At 68.1% G+C, this 20,559-nt stretch carries 17 protein-coding genes, 2 tRNA genes and 1 pseudogene; 5 read left to right on the top strand and 15 right to left on the bottom strand.

Features of this window, described 5'->3' with window-relative positions:
* Position 1: 1 nt before the first annotated feature.
* The 4 genes from A5736_RS11260 to A5736_RS11245 all read right to left on the bottom strand — a co-directional run bounded on the left by A5736_RS11260 (position 2) and on the right by A5736_RS11245 (position 2,591).
* A tRNA-Glu gene (locus tag A5736_RS11260) sits at positions 2-74 on the bottom strand.
* Between the two features lie 72 nt (positions 75-146).
* Positions 147-218 (bottom strand) — tRNA-Gln (locus A5736_RS11255).
* Positions 219-324: 106 nt separating this feature from the next.
* The gene (gene gltX / locus A5736_RS11250) at positions 325-1,797 is read right to left on the bottom strand and encodes a glutamate--tRNA ligase (protein ID WP_076246208.1); all 1,473 of its coding nucleotides are present in this window, start codon (positions 1,795-1,797) and stop codon (positions 325-327) included.
* Entirely contained in the window at positions 1,794-2,591 is a 798-nt protein-coding gene (locus tag A5736_RS11245) for a fumarylacetoacetate hydrolase family protein (RefSeq protein WP_076246206.1), read from the bottom strand. The genes gltX and A5736_RS11245 overlap by 4 nt, the downstream gene beginning before the upstream one ends.
* On the opposite strand from A5736_RS11245, the pseudogene A5736_RS11240 reads away from it, so the two are divergent.
* A pseudogene (locus tag A5736_RS11240) lies at positions 2,542-3,726 on the top strand (MFS transporter); the annotation flags it as partial. The gene A5736_RS11245 and the pseudogene A5736_RS11240 sit on opposite strands and share 50 nt — an antisense overlap.
* Before the next feature lie 133 nt (positions 3,727-3,859).
* On the opposite strand, the gene A5736_RS11235 reads toward A5736_RS11240, so the two are convergent.
* Positions 3,860-4,870, bottom strand: coding sequence for a 3-isopropylmalate dehydrogenase (locus tag A5736_RS11235; protein WP_076246203.1), 1,011 nt, complete (start codon positions 4,868-4,870; stop codon positions 3,860-3,862).
* The gene (serA, locus tag A5736_RS11230) at positions 4,867-6,453 is read right to left on the bottom strand and encodes a phosphoglycerate dehydrogenase (protein WP_076125916.1); all 1,587 of its coding nucleotides are present in this window, start codon (positions 6,451-6,453) and stop codon (positions 4,867-4,869) included. The genes A5736_RS11235 and serA overlap by 4 nt, the downstream gene beginning before the upstream one ends.
* A 41-nt stretch (positions 6,454-6,494) precedes the next feature.
* Between serA and A5736_RS11225 the strand changes: the two genes are divergently transcribed.
* Together A5736_RS11225 and wrbA are read left to right on the top strand one after the other, a co-directional pair.
* Entirely contained in the window at positions 6,495-7,922 is a 1,428-nt protein-coding gene (locus tag A5736_RS11225) for an NAD(P)/FAD-dependent oxidoreductase (protein ID WP_076246201.1), read from the top strand.
* Complete coding sequence (gene wrbA / locus A5736_RS11220) at positions 7,919-8,521, top strand: NAD(P)H:quinone oxidoreductase (RefSeq protein ID WP_076246199.1); 603 nt, start codon at positions 7,919-7,921, stop codon at positions 8,519-8,521. Before A5736_RS11225 ends, wrbA begins: the two co-directional genes overlap by 4 nt.
* Before the next feature lie 71 nt (positions 8,522-8,592).
* Here the strand turns inward: wrbA and ilvC are convergent, their stop codons facing one another.
* From ilvC to A5736_RS11205, 3 genes are read right to left on the bottom strand one after another with little or no spacing between them, the layout of a single operon-like run.
* Positions 8,593-9,594 carry a ketol-acid reductoisomerase gene (ilvC, locus tag A5736_RS11215; RefSeq protein ID WP_139333263.1) on the bottom strand — a complete coding sequence of 334 codons (1,002 nt, stop codon included), beginning with the start codon at positions 9,592-9,594 and terminating at the stop codon, positions 8,593-8,595.
* A gap of 38 nt (positions 9,595-9,632) precedes the next feature.
* Positions 9,633-10,142 (bottom strand): acetolactate synthase small subunit, encoded by a 510-nt coding sequence (ilvN, locus tag A5736_RS11210; RefSeq protein WP_076125926.1) that lies wholly within the window; start codon positions 10,140-10,142, stop codon positions 9,633-9,635.
* Positions 10,142-11,992 carry an acetolactate synthase large subunit gene (locus tag A5736_RS11205; RefSeq protein WP_076125929.1) on the bottom strand — a complete coding sequence of 617 codons (1,851 nt, stop codon included), beginning with the start codon at positions 11,990-11,992 and terminating at the stop codon, positions 10,142-10,144. The genes ilvN and A5736_RS11205 overlap by 1 nt, the downstream gene beginning before the upstream one ends.
* 306 nt (positions 11,993-12,298) lie before the next feature.
* On the opposite strand from A5736_RS11205, the gene A5736_RS11200 reads away from it, so the two are divergent.
* Positions 12,299-12,637 carry a PH domain-containing protein gene (locus A5736_RS11200; RefSeq protein WP_076246254.1) on the top strand — a complete coding sequence of 113 codons (339 nt, stop codon included), beginning with the start codon at positions 12,299-12,301 and terminating at the stop codon, positions 12,635-12,637.
* Between the two features lie 6 nt (positions 12,638-12,643).
* On the opposite strand, the gene A5736_RS11195 is transcribed toward A5736_RS11200, so the two are convergent.
* Positions 12,644-13,477, bottom strand: coding sequence for a DoxX family protein (locus tag A5736_RS11195; RefSeq protein WP_076125932.1), 834 nt, complete (start codon positions 13,475-13,477; stop codon positions 12,644-12,646).
* A gap of 239 nt (positions 13,478-13,716) precedes the next feature.
* Here A5736_RS11195 and A5736_RS11190 point away from each other — a divergent pair, with 239 nt between their 5' ends.
* Positions 13,717-14,847 (top strand): sorbosone dehydrogenase family protein, encoded by a 1,131-nt coding sequence (locus A5736_RS11190; protein ID WP_076126015.1) that lies wholly within the window; start codon positions 13,717-13,719, stop codon positions 14,845-14,847.
* 22 nt (positions 14,848-14,869) lie between these two features.
* Here the strand turns inward: A5736_RS11190 and gatB are convergent, their stop codons facing one another.
* The 5 genes from gatB to gatC form a co-directional block, all read right to left on the bottom strand.
* The gene (gatB, locus tag A5736_RS11185) at positions 14,870-16,399 is read right to left on the bottom strand and encodes an Asp-tRNA(Asn)/Glu-tRNA(Gln) amidotransferase subunit GatB (RefSeq protein WP_076246196.1); all 1,530 of its coding nucleotides are present in this window, start codon (positions 16,397-16,399) and stop codon (positions 14,870-14,872) included.
* A gap of 20 nt (positions 16,400-16,419) precedes the next feature.
* The gene (locus A5736_RS11180; protein ID WP_254848345.1) at positions 16,420-17,364 is read right to left on the bottom strand and encodes a MinD/ParA family protein; all 945 of its coding nucleotides are present in this window, start codon (positions 17,362-17,364) and stop codon (positions 16,420-16,422) included.
* A 327-nt stretch (positions 17,365-17,691) separates the two neighbouring features.
* Positions 17,692-18,723, bottom strand: a complete 1,032-nt coding sequence (locus A5736_RS11175) for an ATP-dependent 6-phosphofructokinase (RefSeq protein ID WP_076063260.1) — start codon at positions 18,721-18,723, stop codon at positions 17,692-17,694.
* Positions 18,724-18,760: 37 nt separating this feature from the next.
* Positions 18,761-20,245 carry an Asp-tRNA(Asn)/Glu-tRNA(Gln) amidotransferase subunit GatA gene (gene gatA / locus A5736_RS11170; protein ID WP_076246195.1) on the bottom strand — a complete coding sequence of 495 codons (1,485 nt, stop codon included), beginning with the start codon at positions 20,243-20,245 and terminating at the stop codon, positions 18,761-18,763.
* Positions 20,242-20,541, bottom strand: a complete 300-nt coding sequence (gene gatC, locus A5736_RS11165) for an Asp-tRNA(Asn)/Glu-tRNA(Gln) amidotransferase subunit GatC (RefSeq protein WP_076063264.1) — start codon at positions 20,539-20,541, stop codon at positions 20,242-20,244. Before gatC ends, gatA begins: the two co-directional genes overlap by 4 nt.
* Positions 20,542-20,559 lie beyond the last annotated feature (18 nt).

Genomic DNA, 20,559 nt, shown 5'->3' with positions numbered 1-20,559 from the left:
GTAGCCCCGATGGGATTCGAACCCACGCTACCGCCGTGAGAGGGCGGCGTCCTAGGCCGCTAGACGACGGGGCCTGAACCGATCCGAGCTGTCAGCATAGCTCACCCGCATATGCCCACCTAATCGCTTGTGGTGGCCGGATTTTGCTGGGGTACCAGGACTCGAACCTAGAATGGCTGAACCAGAATCAGCTGTGTTGCCAATTACACCATACCCCATTGGCTGCCTAAAGCCGCAGGTCAAAGCGCATTCTGCGGACTTAAGTGCCCGTGCCTGCGCGGCTGCCAGCGACCTTTGTAAACCGCAGTGCAGAGTACCAAAAACTTAGAGCGCGCCAGCGCGGGCGGCCCGCAGCCGGCGCAGGCTGCGCTCGCGGCCGAGCAGCTCCAGTGATTCAAATAACGGCGGGCTGATCGTCGTCCCGGTAGCGGCGACGCGGATCGGGCCGAATGCTTTGCGCGGTTTGAGCGCCAGTCCCTCGATCAGCGCGGCCTTGAGGGCGCCCTCGATCCGCTCGGTCGTCCACTCCGTCACGCCGTCCAGCGCGGCCAGCGCCGCGTCGAGCACCGCGGCACCTTCCGCACCGAGTTCTTTGGCGGCGGCCTTGGGATCGATCGCGTACTCGTCGTCGTTGAGGAACTTCAGCAAGTCCCATGCGTCCGCGAGCACCACGATGCGGGTCTGCACCAGCTCGGCGGCGGTGGCGAAGGAGGCGTCATCCAAGTCGAGGCGATGGCCGTGTGCGTTGAAGTACTCGCGCAGCCTGCCGGCGAAGTCGTCGGCGGTGAGCATCCGGATGTGCTCGGCGTTGAGCGCGTCGGCCTTCTTCTGGTCGAATCGGGCCGGATTCGAGTTGACGTCCACCACGTCGAAGGCGGCCACCATTTCGTCGAGGCTGAACAGGTCGTGATCGTCGGCGATCGCCCAGCCCAGCAACGCAAGATAATTCAGCAACCCTTCGGGAATGAAACCCCGGTCGCGGTGGGCGAACAGATTCGACTGCGGGTCGCGCTTGGAGAGCTTCTTGGTTCCCTCCCCCAATACCGTTGGCAGGTGGGCGAATTGCGGGATCCGCTCGGCGACCCCGATCCGGATCAGCGCCTGATACAACGCAATCTGACGCGGAGTCGACGGCAGCAGGTCCTCGCCACGCAGCACGTGCGTGATCTTCATCAGCGCGTCGTCGCACGGGTTGACCAAGGTGTACAACGGATCTCCGCTAGCCCGCGTCAACGCGAAGTCGGGCACGGTGCCGGCCGCAAAGGTGGTGGGCCCGCGCACCAGGTCGTGCCAGTGCAGATCCTCGTCGGGCATTCGCAGCCGTACCACCGGCTGGCGTCCCTCGGCGAGAAACGCGGCCCGCTGGGGATCGGTCAGCTGTCGGTCGAAGTTGTCGTAGCCCAGCTTCGGGTTGCGGCCGGCGGCGATGTGGCGGGCCTCCACCTCCTCCGGCGTCGAAAAGGCATGGTAGGCCTCCCCCGCCGCGAGCAGCTTGGCCACCACCTCTTGGTAGATGTCGCCGCGCTGCGACTGCCTATAAGGGCCGTAGGGGCCGCCGACCTCGGGCCCCTCGTCCCAGTCGAGGCCGAGCCAGCGCAGGGCGTCGAGCAGCGCCAGGTAGCTCTCCTCGGTGTCGCGCGCGGCGTCGGTGTCCTCGATGCGAAAAACGAAGGTACCGCCGGTGTGCCGCGCATAGGCCCAGTTGAACAGCGCGGTGCGCACCATCCCCACGTGCGGCGTGCCGGTGGGCGACGGGCAGAACCGGACTCGTACTTTGGCTGCTTCGGGGGAAGTCAAGACTTTCCTTTGCGGACTACGGGATTGGCGAGGCTGCCGATTCCCTCGATGCTGATGGAGACGACGTCACCGTCCTCGATGGGGCCGACACCCGCCGGTGTTCCGGTGAGGATGAGGTCGCCGGGCAGCAGGGTCATCACGGCCGAGATCCATTCCACGATGGCGCCGACGTCGTGGATCATCGACGAGGTTCGGGTGTGTTGCTTGACGTCGCCGTTGACCTCGGTGCGCAGCTCGAGATCGGCCGGATCGACGTCGGTGACGATCCAGGGGCCGACCGGGCAGAAGGTGTCGTGGCCCTTGGCCCGCGTCCACTGCCCGTCGGCCTGTTGTTGGTCGCGCGCCGACACATCGTTGGCGATGGTGTAGCCGAGGATGTTGGCGGCGGCCTGGGCGGCCGGGACGTCCTTGCACGGGCGGCCGATCACCGCCGCCAGCTCTCCCTCGAAGTGCACCGGTGATGCGTTGGCGGGCAACCGAATCGGCACGTTGGGTCCGATGATGGCGGTGTTGGGCTTGAGGAATATCACCGGATCCGCCGGCACCGGGCCCGTTTGGCCACCCATCTCCGCGATGTGATCGGCGTAGTTCTTCCCGACGCAGACCACCTTGCCGGCCAGCATGGGCGCCAGCAGCCGGATGTCGGCCAGCGGCCAGAATCGGCCGGTGAACGTCGGCGTGCCGAACGGGTGCTCGGCGATCTCGCGGGCCGTCATCCCGCCGGGATCGTCCAGGGGACCCTCGATGCTGACGAAGGCGACGCCGTCCGGGCTCGCGATTCGACCAAGGCGCATTCGCACGAGCCTAGTAATCGCCGATCACGCCTGCCTCAGCCGGGCATCGTGCGAGCATGGGCGGATGCCGTCGGACCCGAAAGAGGCGGGCCAACTCAGCACCGGGGCGCGCTGGTCGATCGTGGTCGTCTCCCTGTGGGTAACGGCAAGTTCTTTCCTCTTCATCAACGGCGTCGCATTCCTGATCCCCTCGCTGCAGGCCTTGCGCGGCATTTCACTGCCCGAAGCCGGTCTGCTGTCGTCGATGCCCAGCTGGGGCATGGTCACCACGCTTATCCTCTGGGGCTACGTGCTGGATCGCATCGGCGAGCGGATCGTGATGACCGCTGGTTCGGCACTCACCGCGGCGGCGGCATACGCTGCGGCGTCGGTGCATTCGATGGTGTGGGTCGGTGTGTATCTGTTCCTCGGCGGCATGGCCGCGGCGAGTTGCAACACCGCCGGCGGCCGGCTGGTGTCCGGCTGGTTTCCGCCGCAGCAGCGCGGCCTGGCGATGGGGATCCGCCAGACCGCGCAACCGCTCGGAATCGCCTTCGGCGCACTGGTGATACCCGAACTGGGTGAACACAGCATTCGCGCGGGGCTGATGTTGCCCGCGTTGGTGTGCGCGGTAGCCGCCGTGGCCAGCCTGATCGGAGTCGCGAATCCACCGGGGAAGTCCCGCAAGACGGCCACCGTGGCCGAACTGGCCAGCCCGTACCGGGGGTCGTTGGTGCTCTGGCGAATTCACGCGGTGGCGGGCCTGCTGATGATGCCGCAGACCGTGACCGTAACGTTCATGCTGGTGTGGCTGATGAACCACCACGGCTGGTCGATCGGGGCCGCCGGGGTTTTGGTGACGCTCGCGCAGCTGCTCGGCGCGCTGGGCCGCGTCGGCGTCGGGCGGTGGTCGGACCGGGTCGGCTCGCGGATGTGGCCGGTCCGCATCATCGCCGCCGCCGCGGCGCTGACCCTGTTCCTGCTGGCGCTGAGCGACCGGGTGAATTCGCGATTCGACGTGCCGCTCATGATCGCCATCTCGGTGATCGCGGTGCTCGACAACGGTTTGGAGGCAACCGCGATCACCGAATTCGCCGGTGCGTTCTGGAGCGGGCGGGCGCTGGGTGTGCAGAACACCACTCAACGGCTGATGGCCGCCGCGGGGCCGCCGCTATTCGGCGCATTGATCGCGGCGGAGAAATATCCGTCCGCCTGGGCCTGGTGCGGGTTGTTTCCCTTGCTGGCGGTCCCGTTGGTGCCGACCCGGCTGCTGCCACCGGGTTTGGAAACTACAGCGCGGCTGCGATCCGTTCGCCGACTTCGCTGGTGGCGAGCCGTTCGTTCGGGCGGTTCGACAGATAGGTCGCGACGGCCCGGTCCACCCGGGCCGCGGCGTCGTCCTGACCGAGGTGGGCAAGCAGCAGCGCCACCGACATGATCGCCGCCGTCGGATCCGCGATGCCCTGACCGGCGATGTCGGGCGCGCTGCCGTGCACGGGCTCGAACATCGACGGATTGATCCGGGTGGCATCGATATTTCCACTGGCGGCCAAGCCAATTCCGCCGCACACCGCCGCGGCCAAGTCGGTGATGATGTCGCCGAACAGGTTGTCGGTGACGATCACGTCGAAGCGCCCCGGGTCGGTGACCAGGAAGATGGTGGCGGCGTCGACGTGCTGATAGGCGACCTCGACGCCGGGATAGTCTTCGCCAACCTCCGCCACGATCCGCGTCCAAAGCTTCCCGGCGAAGGTGAGTACGTTGTTCTTGTGCACCAGCGTTAGATGCTTGCGACGCCGCTGCGCGCGCTCGAACGCGTCGGCCACCACGCGGCGCACACCGAACGCGGTGTTGACGCTGACCTCGGTGGCCACCTCCTGCGGCGTGCCCACCCGGATCGCGCCACCGGTGCCGGTGTAGGGCCCTTCAGTGCCCTCGCGCACCACCACGAAGTCGATGTCGGGGTTTCCGGCCAGCGGACCGCTCACCCCCGGATACAGCCGGGCCGGTCGCAGGTTGACGTGATGATCCAGCTCAAAACGCAAGCGCAACAACAGGCCTCGCTCCAGCACGCCACTGGGCACCGACGGATCACCGACCGCGCCGAGCAGGATGGCGTCATGCTGGCGCAGCTCGGCGAGCACCGAGTCCGGCAGTAGCTCACCGGTGGCGTGGAAGCGGCGGGCGCCCAGGTCGTAGTCGGTCCGCTGCACGCCCGGCACGACCGCGTCGAGGACTTTGAGGGCCTCGGCCACCACCTCGGGGCCGATCCCGTCGCCGCCGATCACCGCCAGTTTCACGACAGGTCAACCACTTCGAGCTTGTTGGCCCCCACCGCCGTCGAGATCTCCGACCGGACGGCGTCGGGCACGTCTTGGTCGAGCCGCAACAGGATCGTCGCGCTCGGACCCTCGGCGTCCTCGGACAGTTGCGCGGCTTGAATATTCACCCCGGCCGCACCGAGCAGGGTGCCGATCTTGCCCAATGCGCCCGGCTGGTCGATGTAGTTGATCACCAGGTTCGTACCCTGGGCGCGCAGATCGAAGTTGCGCCCGTTGATCTGGACGATCTTCTCGACCAACTGCGGCCCGGACAGCGTGCCCGCCACGTTGACGCACGAGCCATCGTGGGCGAGCGCCCGCACATCGACCACGCTGCGGTGGTTAGGGCTTTCCGACGCGGTGGTGAGCTCGGCGGTGACGCCGCGTTCGGCGGCCAGCGCCGGCGCGTTGACGAACGTGACCGGATCCTCGATGACCGCCGAGAACAGACCGCGCAATGCCGAAAGGCGCAGCACCTCAACGTCTTCGGAAGCCAGCTCGCCGCGCACCTCCACGACCAACGACGCCGGCAGGCCGTCGGACAGGGCGGCCGCCAGCACTCCGAGCTTGCGCACCAGGTCCAGCCAGGGCGCCACCTCCTCGTTGACCACTCCGCCGCCCACGTTGACCGCGTCGGGGACGAACTCCCCCGCCAGCGCCAGCCGCACGCTTTCGGCCACGTCGGTTCCGGCCCGGTCCTGGGCCTCGGCGGTGGAGGCGCCCAGGTGCGGTGTGACCACCACCTGCGGCAGCTCGAACAGCGGGCTGTCGGTGCAGGGTTCGCTGGAGAACACGTCGAGGCCGGCGGCGCGCACATGGCCACTGCTCACCGCGTCGGCCAGCGCCGCCTCGTCGACCAGCCCACCGCGTGCGGCGTTGACGATGATGACGCCCGGCTTCGTCTTAGCCAGCGCCTCCTTGTCGATCAGGCCGGCCGTCTCCGCCGTCTTCGGCAGGTGCACCGAGATGAAGTCGGCCCGGGTCAGCAGCTCGTCGAGGGATAGCAGCTCGATGCCGAGCTGCGCGGCGCGTGCCGGCGCCACATACGGGTCGTAGGCGACGACGTGGGTGCCGAAGGCCGCGACCCGCTGCGCGACCAACTGGCCGATCCGGCCCAGCCCGACCACGCCGACGGTCTTGCCGAAAATCTCGGTGCCCGAGAACGACGAGCGTTTCCAGGTGTGTTCGCGCAGCGAGGCATCGGCCGCCGCGATCTGGCGAGCCGCGGCCAGCAGCAGCGCCAGCGCGTGCTCGGCGGCACTGTGGATGTTCGACGTCGGCGCGTTGACGACCAGCACGCCGCGCTCGGTGGCGGCGTCGACGTCGACGTTGTCGAGCCCGACGCCGGCGCGCGCGACGATCTTGAGCTTGGGGGCCGCGGCGAGCACCTCGGCGTCGACGGTGGTGGCCGAGCGCACCAGCAGCGCGTCGGCCTCGGGCACCGCGGCCAGCAGCTTCTCCCGGTCGGGACCGTCTACCCAGCGCACCTCGACCTGGTCTCCCAGGGCGGCGACGGTCGATTGGGCGAGTTTGTCGGCGATTAACACAACAGGCAAGTTCACCCGACCAGGCTATAGGCCGGCGTCTCCGCTCTAATTGACCGGTGGACGTCACCGTCGTCGGCAGCGGCCCCAACGGGCTGACAGCGGCCGTAATCTGCGCCCGTGCGGGACTCAAAGTGCAGGTCGTCGAGGCCCAGCCGACCTTCGGCGGCGGCGCCCGCACCGCGACCGACCCAGAATTTCCCGGAGTCCAACACGACATCTGTTCGGCGGTTCACCCGCTGGCGCTGGCGTCGCCGTTCTTTGCGGAGTTCGATCTGGCCGCCCGCGGAGTGCGGCTGGAGGTGCCCGAGATCGCCTATGCCAATCCGCTGCCCGGCCGGCCCGCCGTGATCGCGTATCGCGATCTGGAGCGCACCTGCGCCGAATTGACCGACGGCGCGTCCTGGCGGCGGCTGCTGGGCCCGTTGGTGTCGGACTCGCCCGAGGTGGTCGGACTGCTGCTCGGCGACAAGCGCTCGGTGCCCCGCTCGTTACCGTCCGCGCTGCGCCTTGGGCTGCGCATGCTGGCCCAGGGCACTGTCGCGTGGGGGTCGCTGGTCGGCGAAGACGCCCGGGCCCTGTTCACCGGCGTTGCCGCTCATGTGATTTCGCGGATGCCGTCGATGACGGCCGCCGGCGCCGGGTTGATGTTGGCGACACTCGCCCATTCGGTCGGCTGGCCGATTCCGGTGGGCGGCAGCCAGGCGATCACCGATGCGCTGATCGCCGACCTGCGCGCGCACGGCGGCGAGCTGACCGCCGGCCACGAAATCACCGGGCCGCCAAGCGGTGTCGTCGCGTTCGACACGGCACCGACCGCGCTGTTGCGCATTTACGGCGACGCGCTACCGTCCCACTACGCTAAGGCGTTGCGCCGCTATCGTTTTGGGCCGGGAGTCGCCAAGGTCGACTTCGTGCTCAGCGGCGAGATTCCGTGGACCGACGAGCGGCTGCGCCACGCGCCGACCCTGCATCTCGGCGGCACCCGCGAGCAGATGGCGCGCGCCGAAGCCGACATCGCGGCCGGACGCCACGCGCAGTGGCCGATGGTGCTGGCGGCCGCGCCCCACCTCGCCGACCCCGGCCGCATCGACGGCGGCGGCCGCCGCCCGTTCTGGACCTACGCCCACGTACCCTCGGGCTCCACCGTCGACGCGACGCAGGCGGTGACCGCGGTGATCGAGCGGTTCGCACCCGGCTTCCGCGACCTCGTGCTGGCGGCCCGCGCGGTGCCCGCCGCGCGAATGACCGACCACAACGCCAACTACGTCGGCGGCGACATCGGGATGGGCGGAAACTCGGCGTGGCGCGCGATCGCCGGCCCCACACCGCGCCTGAACCCTTGGCGCACACCTATTCCCAAGGCGTATCTGTGCTCCGCGGCCACCCCGCCCGGCGGCGGCGTGCACGGCATGGCCGGTTACTACGCCGCGCGTACCCTGCTGCGCCGCGAATTCGGCCTGGGCATGCCTAGGCTGGGGCCATGACCAAACTCGCGATCATCTATTACTCGGCCACCGGTCACGGCACCACGATGGCGCGGCGGGTCGCCGCGGCAGCCGAGGCCGCGGGCGCCGAGGTCCGGCTGCGCCACGTCGCCGAAACGCACGACCCGGAGTCGTTCGCCCAAAACCCGGCCTGGACGGCGAACTACGAAGCGACCAAGGATCTTCCCGCGGCTACCGGCGACGACATCGTGTGGGCCGACGCGGTGATCTTCGGCTCGCCGACCCGGTTCGGTTCGCCCGCAGCGCAATTGCGCGCCTTCCTCGACTCGCTGGGTGGGCTGTGGGCTGACGGCAAGTTGGCCGACAAGGTGTATGCGGCCTTCACGTCCTCCAACACCCTGCACGGCGGCCAGGAAACCACGCTGGTCGCGCTGTATTTCACGCTGATGCACTTCGGCGGCATCATCGTGCCGCCGGGATACACCGATCCGTGCAAGTTCGTCGATGGCAACCCGTATGGGGCGAGCCTGGTCTCCACCCACGACAACATCCACGAGCTCGACGACGCGACCAACGACGCGCTCGACCATCTGGCCCGCCGCGTTGTGCGTACGGCCGACCGCTTCACGGCGTCCTAAGCCGCCGAACGTGTCCTCACGGCGAAAAAATCGCCAAAATCTCGCGCTCAGTGCACGTTCGGCGCCAGACGCTATGCCGTCTCGGTGATCGGGCGGTCGACCCAGCTCATCAGGTCGCGCAGCTTCTTGCCGGTCACCTCGATGGGGTGCTCGGCGTTTTCCTTGCGCAGCTGCTCGAGTTGCTTGTTGCCGCCCTCGACGTTGGCGACCAGCTTCTTGACGAAGCTGCCGTCCTGGATGTCACGCAGGATGGCGCGCATCCGCTCCTTGGTGTCGGCGTCGATGACGCGCGGACCCGACAGGTATCCGCCGAATTCCGCGGTGTCGGAGACCGAGTAGTTCATCCGGGCGATGCCACCCTCGTACATCAGGTCGACGATCAGCTTCAGCTCGTGCAGCACCTCGAAGTAGGCCATCTCCGGCGGGTAGCCCGCCTCGACCATCACGTCGAAGCCCGCCTTCACCAGTTCCTCTGTGCCACCGCACAATACGGCCTGCTCACCGAACAGGTCGGTTTCGGTCTCGTCTTTGAAGGTGGTTTTGATGACCCCGGCCCGGGTGCCGCCGATGGCCTTGGCATAGGACAGCGCCAGCGCCTGGCCGTTGCCGGTGGGGTCTTGGTCGACGGCGATCAGGCACGGCACGCCCTTGCCGTCGACGAACTGGCGGCGCACCAGGTGCCCGGGACCCTTGGGGGCGACCATCGCGATGGTGACGTCGGCGGGTGGCTTGATCAAACCGAAGTGGACGTTGAGCCCGTGGCCGAAAAACAGTGCGTCGCCGGCGTTCAGGTTAGGCTCGATCTCGTTTTTGAAGATGTCGGCCTGCGCGGTGTCGGGCGCCAGCAACATGATGACGTCGGCCCACTTGGCGACCTCGGCGGGAGTGCCGACGTCCAGGCCCTGCTCGGAACACTTGGGCCGGGACTTCGAACCCTCCTGCAGCCCGATGCGGACCTGCACGCCCGAGTCGCGCAGGCTCAGCGAGTGCGCGTGCCCCTGGCTGCCGTATCCGATGACGCCGACCTTGCGGCCCTGGATGATCGACAGGTCTGCGTCGTCGTCGTAGAACATCTCTAATGCCACTGTGAATTTTCCTTCTATTCGATGAGTTACTTGGCGGTGCCGATGCCGCGTGAACCGCGGGCCATCGAGACCATGCCGGATTGCACGATTTCACGAATGCCGAATGGTTCCAGGACCCCCAGCAGCGCCTCGAGCTTGCCGCGGTCCCCGGTGGCCTCGATGGTCAGCGCCTCCGGCGATACGTCAACCACCTTGGCGCGGAAGAGATTTACGGCCTCGATCACCTGGCTGCGGGAACCGGCGTCGGCGCGGACCTTGATCAGGGCCAGCTCCCGCGACACCGAGTTCTCCTCGTCCTGCTCGATGATCTTGATGACGTTGATCAACTTGTTGAGCTGCTTGGTGACCTGCTCGAGCGGAGTGTCCTCGCACGAGACCACGATGGTCATCCGCGACATGTCCTTCTGCTCGGTGGCGCCGACCGCCAACGACTCGATGTTGAAACCGCGCCGCGAGAACAGCGCCGCCACCCTCGCGAGCGCCCCGGGCTTGTCTTCGACCAGCACCGACAACGTATGCGTCTTAGGCGATCCCATCATGCGTGCCCTTCGCTCTCGTCATCGAACAGCGGGCGGATGCCGCGGGCCGCCTGAATCTCGTCGTTGCTGGTCCCGGCGGCCACCATCGGCCACACCTGCGCGTCGGCGCCCACGATGAAGTCGATCACCACTGGGCGGTCGGTGATCGCGCGTGCCGCGTTGATCACGTCGACGACGTCTTCTTCACGCTCGCAACGCATTCCGACGCAACCCAGCGCCTCGGCCAGCTTCACGAAGTCCGGGATGCGGTGCGAGTGCGTGGCCAGGTCGGTCTGGGAATAGCGCTCCCCGTAGAACAGGCTCTGCCACTGGCGCACCATGCCAAGGTTGCCGTTGTTGATCAGCGCCACCTTGATCGGTATGCCTTCGATCGCGCAGGTGGCCAACTCCTGGTTGGTCATCTGGAAGCATCCGTCGCCGTCGATCGCCCAGACCTCCGCCTCAGGACGCGCGATCTTGGCGCCCATGGCCGCCGGGATCGCGAAGCCCATGGTGCCCAGCCCGCCGGAATTGAGCCAGGTGCGCGGCTTTTCGTAGCGAATGAACTGCGCGGCCCACATCTGGTGCTGACCGACACCGGCGACGTAGACGGCGTCGGGGCCGGCGATCTGGCCCAGCTTCTCGATCACATACTCCGGGCCGAGGCTGCCGTCGCTCTGCGGGCCGTAGCTCAGCGGGTAGGTGGACTGGACCTCCTGCAGGTATCGCCACCAATCGGCCATGTCGATCTTGCCCGGAATCTCGTAGTGCCGCAGCATCGAGATGAGTTCGGTGATAACGGCTTTGACGTCGCCGACGATGGGCACATCGGCGTGCCGGTTCTTGCCGATCTCCGCCGGGTCGATGTCGGCGTGGATCACCTTGGCCTCGGGCGCGAACGAGGCGAGCTGTCCGGTGACCCGGTCGTCGAAGCGGGTGCCCAGTGCGATCAGCAGGTCGCTGCGTTGCAGCGCGGCCACCGCGGCGACGGTGCCGTGCATGCCGGGCATGCCCAGGTTCTGCTCGTGGCTGTCGGGGAATGCGCCGCGCGCCATCAGCGTGGTGACGACCGGAATACCGGTCAGCTCGGCCAAATCTCGCAGCTGCTCGGTCGCCTCACCGCGGATCACACCACCGCCGACATAGAGCACCGGTTTGGTCGCGGCGCCGATCAGCTTGGCCGCCTCCCGGATCTGCCGGCTGTGCGGTTTGGTGTTCGGCTTGTAACCGGGCAGATCCATGCGCGGCGGCCAGCTGAACGTGCACTGCCCCTGCAGCACGTCCTTGGGGATGTCGACGAGGACGGCGCCCGGGCGTCCCGAGGACGCGATGTGGAACGCCTCCGCCAGGACCCGGGGAATGTCGTCGCCCGAGCGAACGAGGAAGTTGTGCTTGGTGATCGGCATCGTGATGCCCGAGATGTCGGCCTCCTGGAAGGCGTCGGTGCCGATCAGCCCGCGACCGACCTGCCCGGTGACGGCGACCACGGGGATCGAGTCCATCTGCGCATCGGCCAGCGCGGTCACCAGGTTGGTGGCGCCGGGCCCCGAGGTGGCCATGCAGACCCCGACCCGGCCGGTGGCGTGTGCGTAACCACTGGCGGCGTGACCGGCGCCCTGCTCGTGGCGGACCAGCACGTGACGCAGCTTCTTCGAGTCGAACAGCGGGTCATAGACGGGCAGCACGGCGCCACCGGGGATGCCGAATATGACGTCGACGTCGAGCTCCTCCAGCGACCGGATCACCGACTGGGCACCGGTCAGTTGCTCCGGCGCGACGCGCTTCGACTGGGCGGCTTTCGCGGCGGGTTTCGGCGCGCCGTTGGCCGCTCCCTGCGACCCGGCGTGTGGCCTCGTGGGTGCGCTCACTCTCGTCCTCTTCGTCCTTGTTGTCTGTGGGCAAGAAAAAACCCCCGTCAGCTCAGCTGCTGCACGAGGGCGTTGGTGGGAGGATCGCTTCAAACGCTGAAGTGTTAGTCAGCCACCAACGCGCCGACTAATTACTACGAGCATTCCGGGCTTTCCGGCGGGTTCCATAGCCCCCGACGGTAGCCTTCGCACAGCTCAGCCGTCAAATCCGCGACCGCTACGGCGGGGTGGAATGATGCTCGGGTGCCTACCGGTTCGTCCGCCCCCACACCCGCCGGCCCGCCCGTGGTGATCAAAATTTCGCCGATGGCGCACATCGCCGTCGGATTCTTGACCCTCGGATTGCTGATTCCGGTGCTGGCCTGGCCGCCCTCGGCGCCGCTGCTCGTCATCCCCGTGCTGCTTTCGGCGATGGTTATCCGGCTACGCACGGTCGCCGACGGCCGGGGCGTCACGGCGCGGAGCCTGCTCGACAGCCGGACGGTGCCCTGGGAGGACATCGACGGGCTGCGCTTTCACCGGGGTTCCTGGGCGCGGGCGCGCCTCAATAACGGTGCAGAACTGCGGTTGCCGGCGGTCACCTTCGCGACGCTGCCGCAGCTGACCGAAGCCAGCTCGGGACGGGTTCCCAACCCGTATCAGTAACCCGTCTCAGGCGAGCGGATTGACCCCGTTGAGCAGCGCCCACACGCCGATGCCGGCGGCGACGCCGGCGAGCAGGGCGGCGAAGGATCCGATGAACGGCCGATGTGCCCAGCCCCGGCGGGCGTCGAGGCCGTAGCGGCCCGGTCCGGCCAGGATCACCGCCACCGCGAGGACGATCAGCGTGATCTGGTATTCGTGCCCGTCCGGCAGGAAGAACGGGAAACTGTGCGAATGCGGCTTCGCCGACATGGTGACCAGCAGGCCGTTGATCAGGAACGCCAGCGCGCCGGCCGCGGCGAGCGGGGTGAACAGCCCTAGTACCAGCAGCGCGGCCGCGACGAGCTCGCCCCCGGCGCTGACGTAGGCCAGGATGTCTGCGTGCTGATAGCCGGCGTCGGACAGTGAGTTCTTGAACCCGGCCACTCCCTGACCGCCCCACCACCCGAACAGCTTCTGCATCGCGTGGGCGCCGAGCACCACGCCGAGCCCGACCCGCAGAACCAGCAAACCGAGATGCTGGGTGCCACGCCTGCCGACCTCGGGATGGCGCTCGTCGTCATCTGCCGCATCGATCTCCGCGGGCTCCGCCGAGGCGCCGGACCCCGACTGCGGCTGGACGTACGGCAAGGGCTCCTGCTGGTCGAGCAGGTGGTACCCGGAGCCGGCCGGACCGGGATCCTGGTACGGGATGACGGTGGTGGTTCCGAAATCACCCGGATACCCGACCGGCGTCAGGTCGTCTTCCGGGTCGACCACCCGCGCCGTGGCGGGGCGTGCCGGGATTGGCTCTTCGGCCTCACCGGGCCGCTGCCAAAGTCCGTCATTAGGTTGACTGGTCACGGGTGTCAGGGTAAGGGCATTTGGCCGGAAATCAGGGATTTGAGCGGCCCTTTCGCCAGGCAATCGGCACTTACCCCGCCAAATCGGCCCGGATTGTCCCCAAATGGTCTCGGCATCGTTTCGAAACGGTGAACTCCCGCCGAAACCGGCCACCCGGCGGGGTCGAATCGGCGGTGCTGTCCACGCCGCGACGGCAGGTCTGTGGCGCCCTTGCCCGCCCTGTCCGTAGCCTGTCGGTCATGCGACTCGGGCGATCAGGGCGGTCGGTTCGGTGCGCGCTCGCTGCGCTGTCCGCGGTGATGCTCGTATCGAGCGGCTGCGCGCGATTCAACGACGCCCAGTCCCAGCCGTTCACCACCAACCCGGAACTCAAGCCCCAGCCCAGCTCGACGCCTCCCCCGCCGCCGCCGCTGCCGCCCACGCCGTTCCCCAAGGCGTGTCCCGCGCCCGGGGTGATGCAGGGCTGCCTGGAGAGCACCAGCGGCCTCATCATGGGGCCCGACAGCAAAACCGCGTTGGTCGCCGAGCGCACCACCGGAGCGGTCAAGGACATCTCGGTCAGCGCCGAGCCGAAGGTCAAGATGGTCATCCCCGTCGACCCGTCCGGCGACGGCGGGCTGATGGACATCGTGCTGTCGCCGACCTATCAGCAGGACCGTCTGATGTACGCCTACATCAGCACGCCCAGTGACAACCGGGTGATCCGCATCGCCGACGGGGACATCCCGAAGGACATCCTGACCGGGATTCCCAAGGGCGCCACCGGGAACACCGGAGCGCTGATCTTCACCAGTCCCACCACCCTCGTGGTGCTGACCGGCGATGCGGGCAACCCGGCCGCGGCCGCCGATCCCAAATCGTTGGCCGGCAAGGTCCTGCGCATCGAGCAGCCCACCACGATCGGTCAGGCGCCGCCGACGACGGCGCTGTCGGGCGTCGGTTCGGGCGGCGGCCTGTGCATCGACCCCGTCGACGGCTCGCTGTACGTCGCCGACCGCACCCCCACCGCGGACCGGTTGCAGCGCATCACCAAGACCTCCGAGGTCTCCACGGTGTGGACCTGGCCGGACAAGCCCGGCGTGGCCGGATGCGCGGCCATGGACGGGACCGTGCTGGTCAACCTGATCAATACCAAGCTGACGGTGGCGGTGCGACTCGCGCCGAACACCGGCGCGGTGACCGGTGAACCCGACGTGGTGCGCAAGGACACCCACGCCCACGCGTTCGCCCTACGGATGTCGCCGGATGGAAACGTCTGGGGCGCCACCGTCAACAAGACCGCCGGCGACGCCGAGAAGCTCGACGACGTGGTGTTCCCGTTGTTCCCGCAAGGCGGCGGGTTCCCGCGCAACAACGACGACAAGACCTAGCCAGAGCCGCTCGGCCCCGTCCCTAGCCCTGCCCGCAGGCTGCCAGGACCAGCTCGCGCACCCGCGCCGCGTCGGCCTGTCCGCGGGTTGCCTTCATCACCGCGCCGACGATCGCCCCGGCCGCGGCGACCTTGCCGCCGCGAATCTTCTCCGCCACATCGGGATTGGCGGCAAGGGCCTCGTCGACGGCGGCCTGTGTCACCGAGTCGTCACGCACCAGCTCCAGACCGCGGGCGGCCATCACCTGGTCGGGCTCGCCCTCCCCGGCCAGCACGCCCTCGACGACCTCGCGGGCCAGCTTGTTGGACAGCTTTCCCTCGTCGACCAGAGCGATCACCGCGGCGACTTGGGCCGGGGTGATGGCCAGTTCGTCCAACGCGATATCAGCCTCATTGGCCTTCTGCATTAGGAAGTTTCCCCACCAGGCGGTGGCTTCCTTGCTGGACGCGCCGTGCTTGACCGTCGCGGCGACCAGTTCGACCGCGCCGGCGTTGACCAGATCGCGCATCACCTCGTCGGAGATACCCCACTCCTGCTGAATCCGCTTGCGGCCCAACCATGGCAGTTCCGGAATGGTCTCGCGCAACCGCTCGACAAGTTCACGGCTAGGTGCGACGGGCTCCAGGTCGGGCTCGGGGAAATAGCGATAGTCCTGGGCCGTCTCTTTCGCGCGGCCCGGGCTCGTGTACCCCGCCTCGTGAAAGTGCCTGGTTTCCTGGATGATTCGGCCACCCGACGCCAGGACTGCACCCTGGCGCTGCATCTCGTAGCGCACGGCGACCTCGACGCTTTTCAGCGAGTTCACGTTCTTGGTCTCGGTCCGGGTGCCGAACTCGGCGGTCCCCGTCGGCTTCAGCGATACGTTGGCGTCACAGCGCATCGAGCCCTGGTCCATCCGGACATCGGAAACCTCCAACGCGCGCAACAGATCTCGCAACGCCGTCACATAGGACCGGGCGATCTGCGGTGCCCGTTCCCCGGCCCCGACGATGGGCTTGGTGACGATCTCGATCAGCGGCACCCCGGCGCGGTTGTAGTCGATCAGCGAGGTCGTCGCACCGTGGATGCGGCCCGTCTCACTGCCGATGTGGGTGAGCTTGCCGGTGTCCTCCTCCATGTGCGCGCGCTCGATGTCCACCCGCCATGAGGTGCCGTCTTCCAGCGGTACGTCGAGGTAGCCGTTGATGGCGATCGGCTCGTCGTACTGCGAAATCTGGTAGTTCTTCGGCATGTCCGGATAGAAGTAGTTTTTTCGCGCGAAGCGGCACCACGGCACGATCTCGCAGTTGAGCGCGAGCCCGATGCGGATCGCCGATTCCACCGCGGTCCGGTTGAGCACCGGTAGCGAGCCGGGCAGCCCCAGGCACACCGGGCACACCTGGGTGTTGGGCTCGGCGCCGAACGTGGTCGCGCAGCCACAGAACATCTTGGTCACGGTAGACAGCTCGACGTGCACCTCGAGACCGAGCACCGGATCGAAGCGCGCGACGACGTCGTCGTAATCCAGCAGCTCAGCGCCCGAAGCGTGGGGCGCCCCCGCGGCAACAGTCATGCGGTCGATACTAGGGCGTCCTACTCGGCGCGCCGGCCGGGGACCATGTCGGCCAGCGCGGCCGCCAGCTCCAGGTAACTGCGCCGGCTTTGCTTGCTCAGCCGGTCCAGCCCGATCTCTTTGCCCTCATGCACGTGCCGATCGAATGGCAACTGCACGGTGATGGCGACGCGAGCGGAGAGGTCCTCGAGTTCCTTGAGCGCGACGGCGTCCGGCTTGGCCCTCTCGACGTGGTTGACGGCGAGCGCGGTCGACTTCATCAGTCGCTGATATCCGTTGTTGCACAACCACTCCAGCGTCGTCCTGCTCTTCCGTACCGCATCGATGGAGGTGCTGGTGACCACCACGAGCGCCCGCGACTCCGGCAGCACGGCGTCCATCACGGCCGAGTTGACCGCCTTGACGCAATCGATCAGCAGCACCGAATAGTGGTTTCGCAGAATCGAGAACGCTTTGACGACGTCGCGGCGCTCCAGTCGCCAGTCGGCGCACCCATAGTCAGGTAGCCCGAGGACTTCGAGCCCGAAGCTGTTCATGTAGGTATGCGCCCGGATGTCCCGGTATTGGGTCGCCGTGTCGTCCAACAGCAGGTCGGCCATGGTCAGCGGGTTGCTGCGACCATGCCGCCCCGCCAGGTCGCCGTCGTCGAGATCGACGGCGAGCACCCGGTCGCCGCGCACGCTGGCGAACGTCGAGCCGAGCGCCTCGACCACCGCGGTCTTGCCGACACCGCCTTTGAAGTTGAGGACCGCGATGGGAAAGACACCGCCCAGGATCGTGCGGATGCGGTCCCGCAGCTGCTGTTCGTGGGTCGCGTCCTTGCCCGGACCCAGATCGATCCCGGTGACGCGACGGATCGCATCCCGCCAGTTGAAGCCGGCCGACTCCGCGGGGTCCTGCTCGCTGAGGATGTCGAGTGCCGTGCCGCCCCGCAGCAGCTCGGGGTGAAACCACGGCGGCGTCACCGGCCGTGCCGGGGCCGGCCTGGGCGGCCTCGCGGGCTGGGCAGCTCTGGCCGGACGGCGGCGTGGGGACGGGGCCTGGCGGTAGGGCTCCGGCTCGGTGTCCGCTGCGGGATCGGGACCGGGGCGCGGCGAAGGCGCAGGTGGCGGTCGGCGCCGGGGGCCTGCCGGCCCGCCCGGTGCGGCGGGTGGCTGAACGACTCCGCGAACCGAACCGCGGTTGCTCATACCCCGGTATAGCCGCTGAGGACATCCGGCTAAACCACGAAAATGTGCTGCTTACCGGGAGCGAACGATCTCGACAGCGGATCCGGGCGAGCGGTTCGCCACTTAGCCGAAGAAGGCGGCAGCGTCGTCGTAGCGGCTCTCGGGCACCAGCTTGAGCTGGCGGACGGCATCCGCGAGCGGCACCCGGCCGATGTCCTGGCCGCGCAGCGACACCATCTGGCCATACTCGCCGGCATGTGCGGCGTCAGCGGCGTTCACTCCGAACCGGGTCGCCAGCACGCGGTCGTAGGCCGTCGGGGTGCCGCCCCGCTGGACGTGGCCCAGCACGGTCACGCGCACCTCCTTGTTGATCCGCTTTTCGACCTCGGCGCCCAGCTGGGCGGCCACGCCCGTGAAGCGCTCATGGCCGAACTCGTCAATTCCGCCTTCGCGCAACGCAATCGAGCCGGGGATGGGCTTGGCTCCCTCGGCAACCACGCAGATGAAGTGCGAATCCCCGCGCTGGAAGCGCCTTTTGACGAGTCGGCACACCTCCTCGACATCGAAGGGCTGTTCTGGGATGAGCGTCATGTGCGCGCCGGAGGCCAGCCCGGCGTTCAGCGCGATCCATCCGGCATGCCTGCCCATCACCTCCACCAGCATCACGCGCTGGTGTGATTCGGCGGTGCTGTGTAACCGGTCGATGGCGTCGGTGGCCACCGTTAGCGCGGTGTCGTGGCCGAAAGTCACGTCGGTGCAATCGATGTCGTTGTCGATGGTTTTCGGCACCCCGACGACGGGCACGTTCTCCTCGGACAGCCAGTGCGCGGCCGTCAGGGTGCCCTCGCCACCGATCGGGATGAGTACGTCGATGCCGTTGTCGTCCAGCGTCTGTTTGATCTGGTTCAGTCCGGCCCGCAGTTTGTCGGGGTGAACGCGAGCGGTGCCCAGCATCGTTCCGCCCTTGGCCAGCAGCCGGTCGTTGCGGTCGTCGTTGGCCAACTGCATGCGCCGGTTCTCCAGCAACCCGCGCCAACCGTCTTGGAATCCGACCACCGACGAGCCGTATCGGGAGTCGCAGGTGCGCACCACCGCCCGGATGACGGCGTTGAGCCCCGGGCAGTCGCCGCCCCCGGTGAGAATTCCGATCCGCATGCCCTTATCTTGCCCTGCCGGGCATGAGGGCGGGATCTCAGATGGCCGACGGCAGGGGTCCGCGGGCGACCTCGTAGGCCGCGCCCACTCGGTAGAGCCGATTGTCGGCCAATGCCGGCGCCATGATCTGCAGGCCGACCGGCAGGCCGTCATCCGGGGACAGCCCCGACGGCACCGACATGCCGCAATGGCCGGCCAGGTTCAGCGGCAGCGTGCACAGGTCGAACAGGTACATCGCCAGCGGATCGTCGACCTTCTCCCCCAGGCCGAACGCGGTGGTCGGGGTCGCCGGCGACACCAGAACGTCGACGGATCGGTAGGCCTCGTCGAGGTCGCGCGCGATCAACGTGCGGACCTTCTGCGCCTGGTTGTAGTAGGCGTCGTAATAGCCCGCCGAGAGCGCGTAGGTGCCGATCATGATGCGCCGCTTGACCTCCGGGCCGAAGCCGGCGGCCCGGGTCAGCGCCATCACCTCCTCGGCGCTGTGCGTGCCGTCGTCACCGACGCGCAGGCCGTACCGCATCGCGTCGAAGCGCGCCAGGTTGCTCGACACCTCCGACGGCAGGATCAGGTAGTAGGCGGGCAGCGCGTAATCGAAATGGGGACAGTCGACTTCGCTCACCTCGGCGCCCAGGGTCCGCAGCTGCTCGACCGCGGCCTCGAACGAGGACAGCACCCCCGGCTGGTAGCCCTCGCCGCTGTGCAGCTGGCGCACCACCCCGATCCGCACGCCTTTCAGGTCACCGCCGGCACCGGCTCTCGCGGCGCCCACCACGTCGGGCACCTCGGCGTCGACGGACGTCGAATCGCGGACATCGTGCCCGGCGATCACGTGGTGCAGCAGCGCGGTGTCGAGCACCGTGCGCGCGCACGGGCCGCCCTGGTCGAGCGACGACGCGCAGGCCACCAGCCCGTAGCGGGACACTGTGCCGTAGGTGGGTTTGACACCGACGGTCGCGGTCAGCGCGGCCGGCTGACGGATCGAGCCGCCGGTGTCGGATCCGATGGCCAGCGGCGCCTGGAACGCCGCCAGCGCCGCCGCGCTGCCCCCGCCGGAGCCGCCGGGCACCCGCTCGATGTTCCACGGGTTGCGCGTCGGGCCGTAGGCGGAGTTCTCGGTCGAGGAGCCCATCGCGAACTCGTCCATGTTGGTCTTGCCCAGGATCGGGATGCCGGCGGCCCGCAGCCGCTCGGTGACCGTGGCGTCGTACGGCGAGCGCCAGCCCTCGAGGATCTTGGAGCCGCAGGTCGTCGGCATGTCGGTGGTCGTGAACACGTCCTTGAGCGCCAGCGGAACCCCGGCCAGCGCCGACGGCGGTTCTTCGCCCGCGGCCAGCGCCTTGTCGACGGCCGCCGCGGCCGACAGCGCCGCGTCCGCGGCGACGTGCAAAAACGCGCCGTACTGCTCGTCGGTTGCCGCGATCTGGTCCAGGCAGGCCTGGGTGAGCTCGACCGACGAGACCTCCTTGGCGGCGATCTTGGCGGCCAGCGTCGCGGCGTCGGACCGGATGAGCTCGGTCACTGGGCCTCTCCCAGGATCTGCGGGACGGCGAAGCGGCCGTCGACGGCTTCGGGCGCCTCGGCCAGCGCCTGCTCCTGGGTGAGGCACGGCGCCGTCTCGTCCGGGCGCGTGACGTTGACGTCCTTGAGCGGGTTGTCGGTCGCTTCGACGCCGGCGACGTCGACCGCCTGGATCTGGCTGACGTGGGTCAGGATGGCGTCGAGCTGACCGGCGAAACTGTCCAGCTCGGCGTCGCTCAATGCCAGCCGGGCCAGCCTGGCAAGGTGCGCAACCTCGTCGCGGGAGATCTGGGACACGAGCGAAAAGCCTACCTA

This window comes from Mycobacterium sp. SP-6446 (assembly GCF_001954045.1).
In the GTDB taxonomy this organism is placed as follows: domain Bacteria; phylum Actinomycetota; class Actinomycetes; order Mycobacteriales; family Mycobacteriaceae; genus Mycobacterium.
The sequence above is the reverse complement of the archived record's forward strand: the minus strand, read 5'-3'. Positions and strand labels throughout refer to the sequence as shown.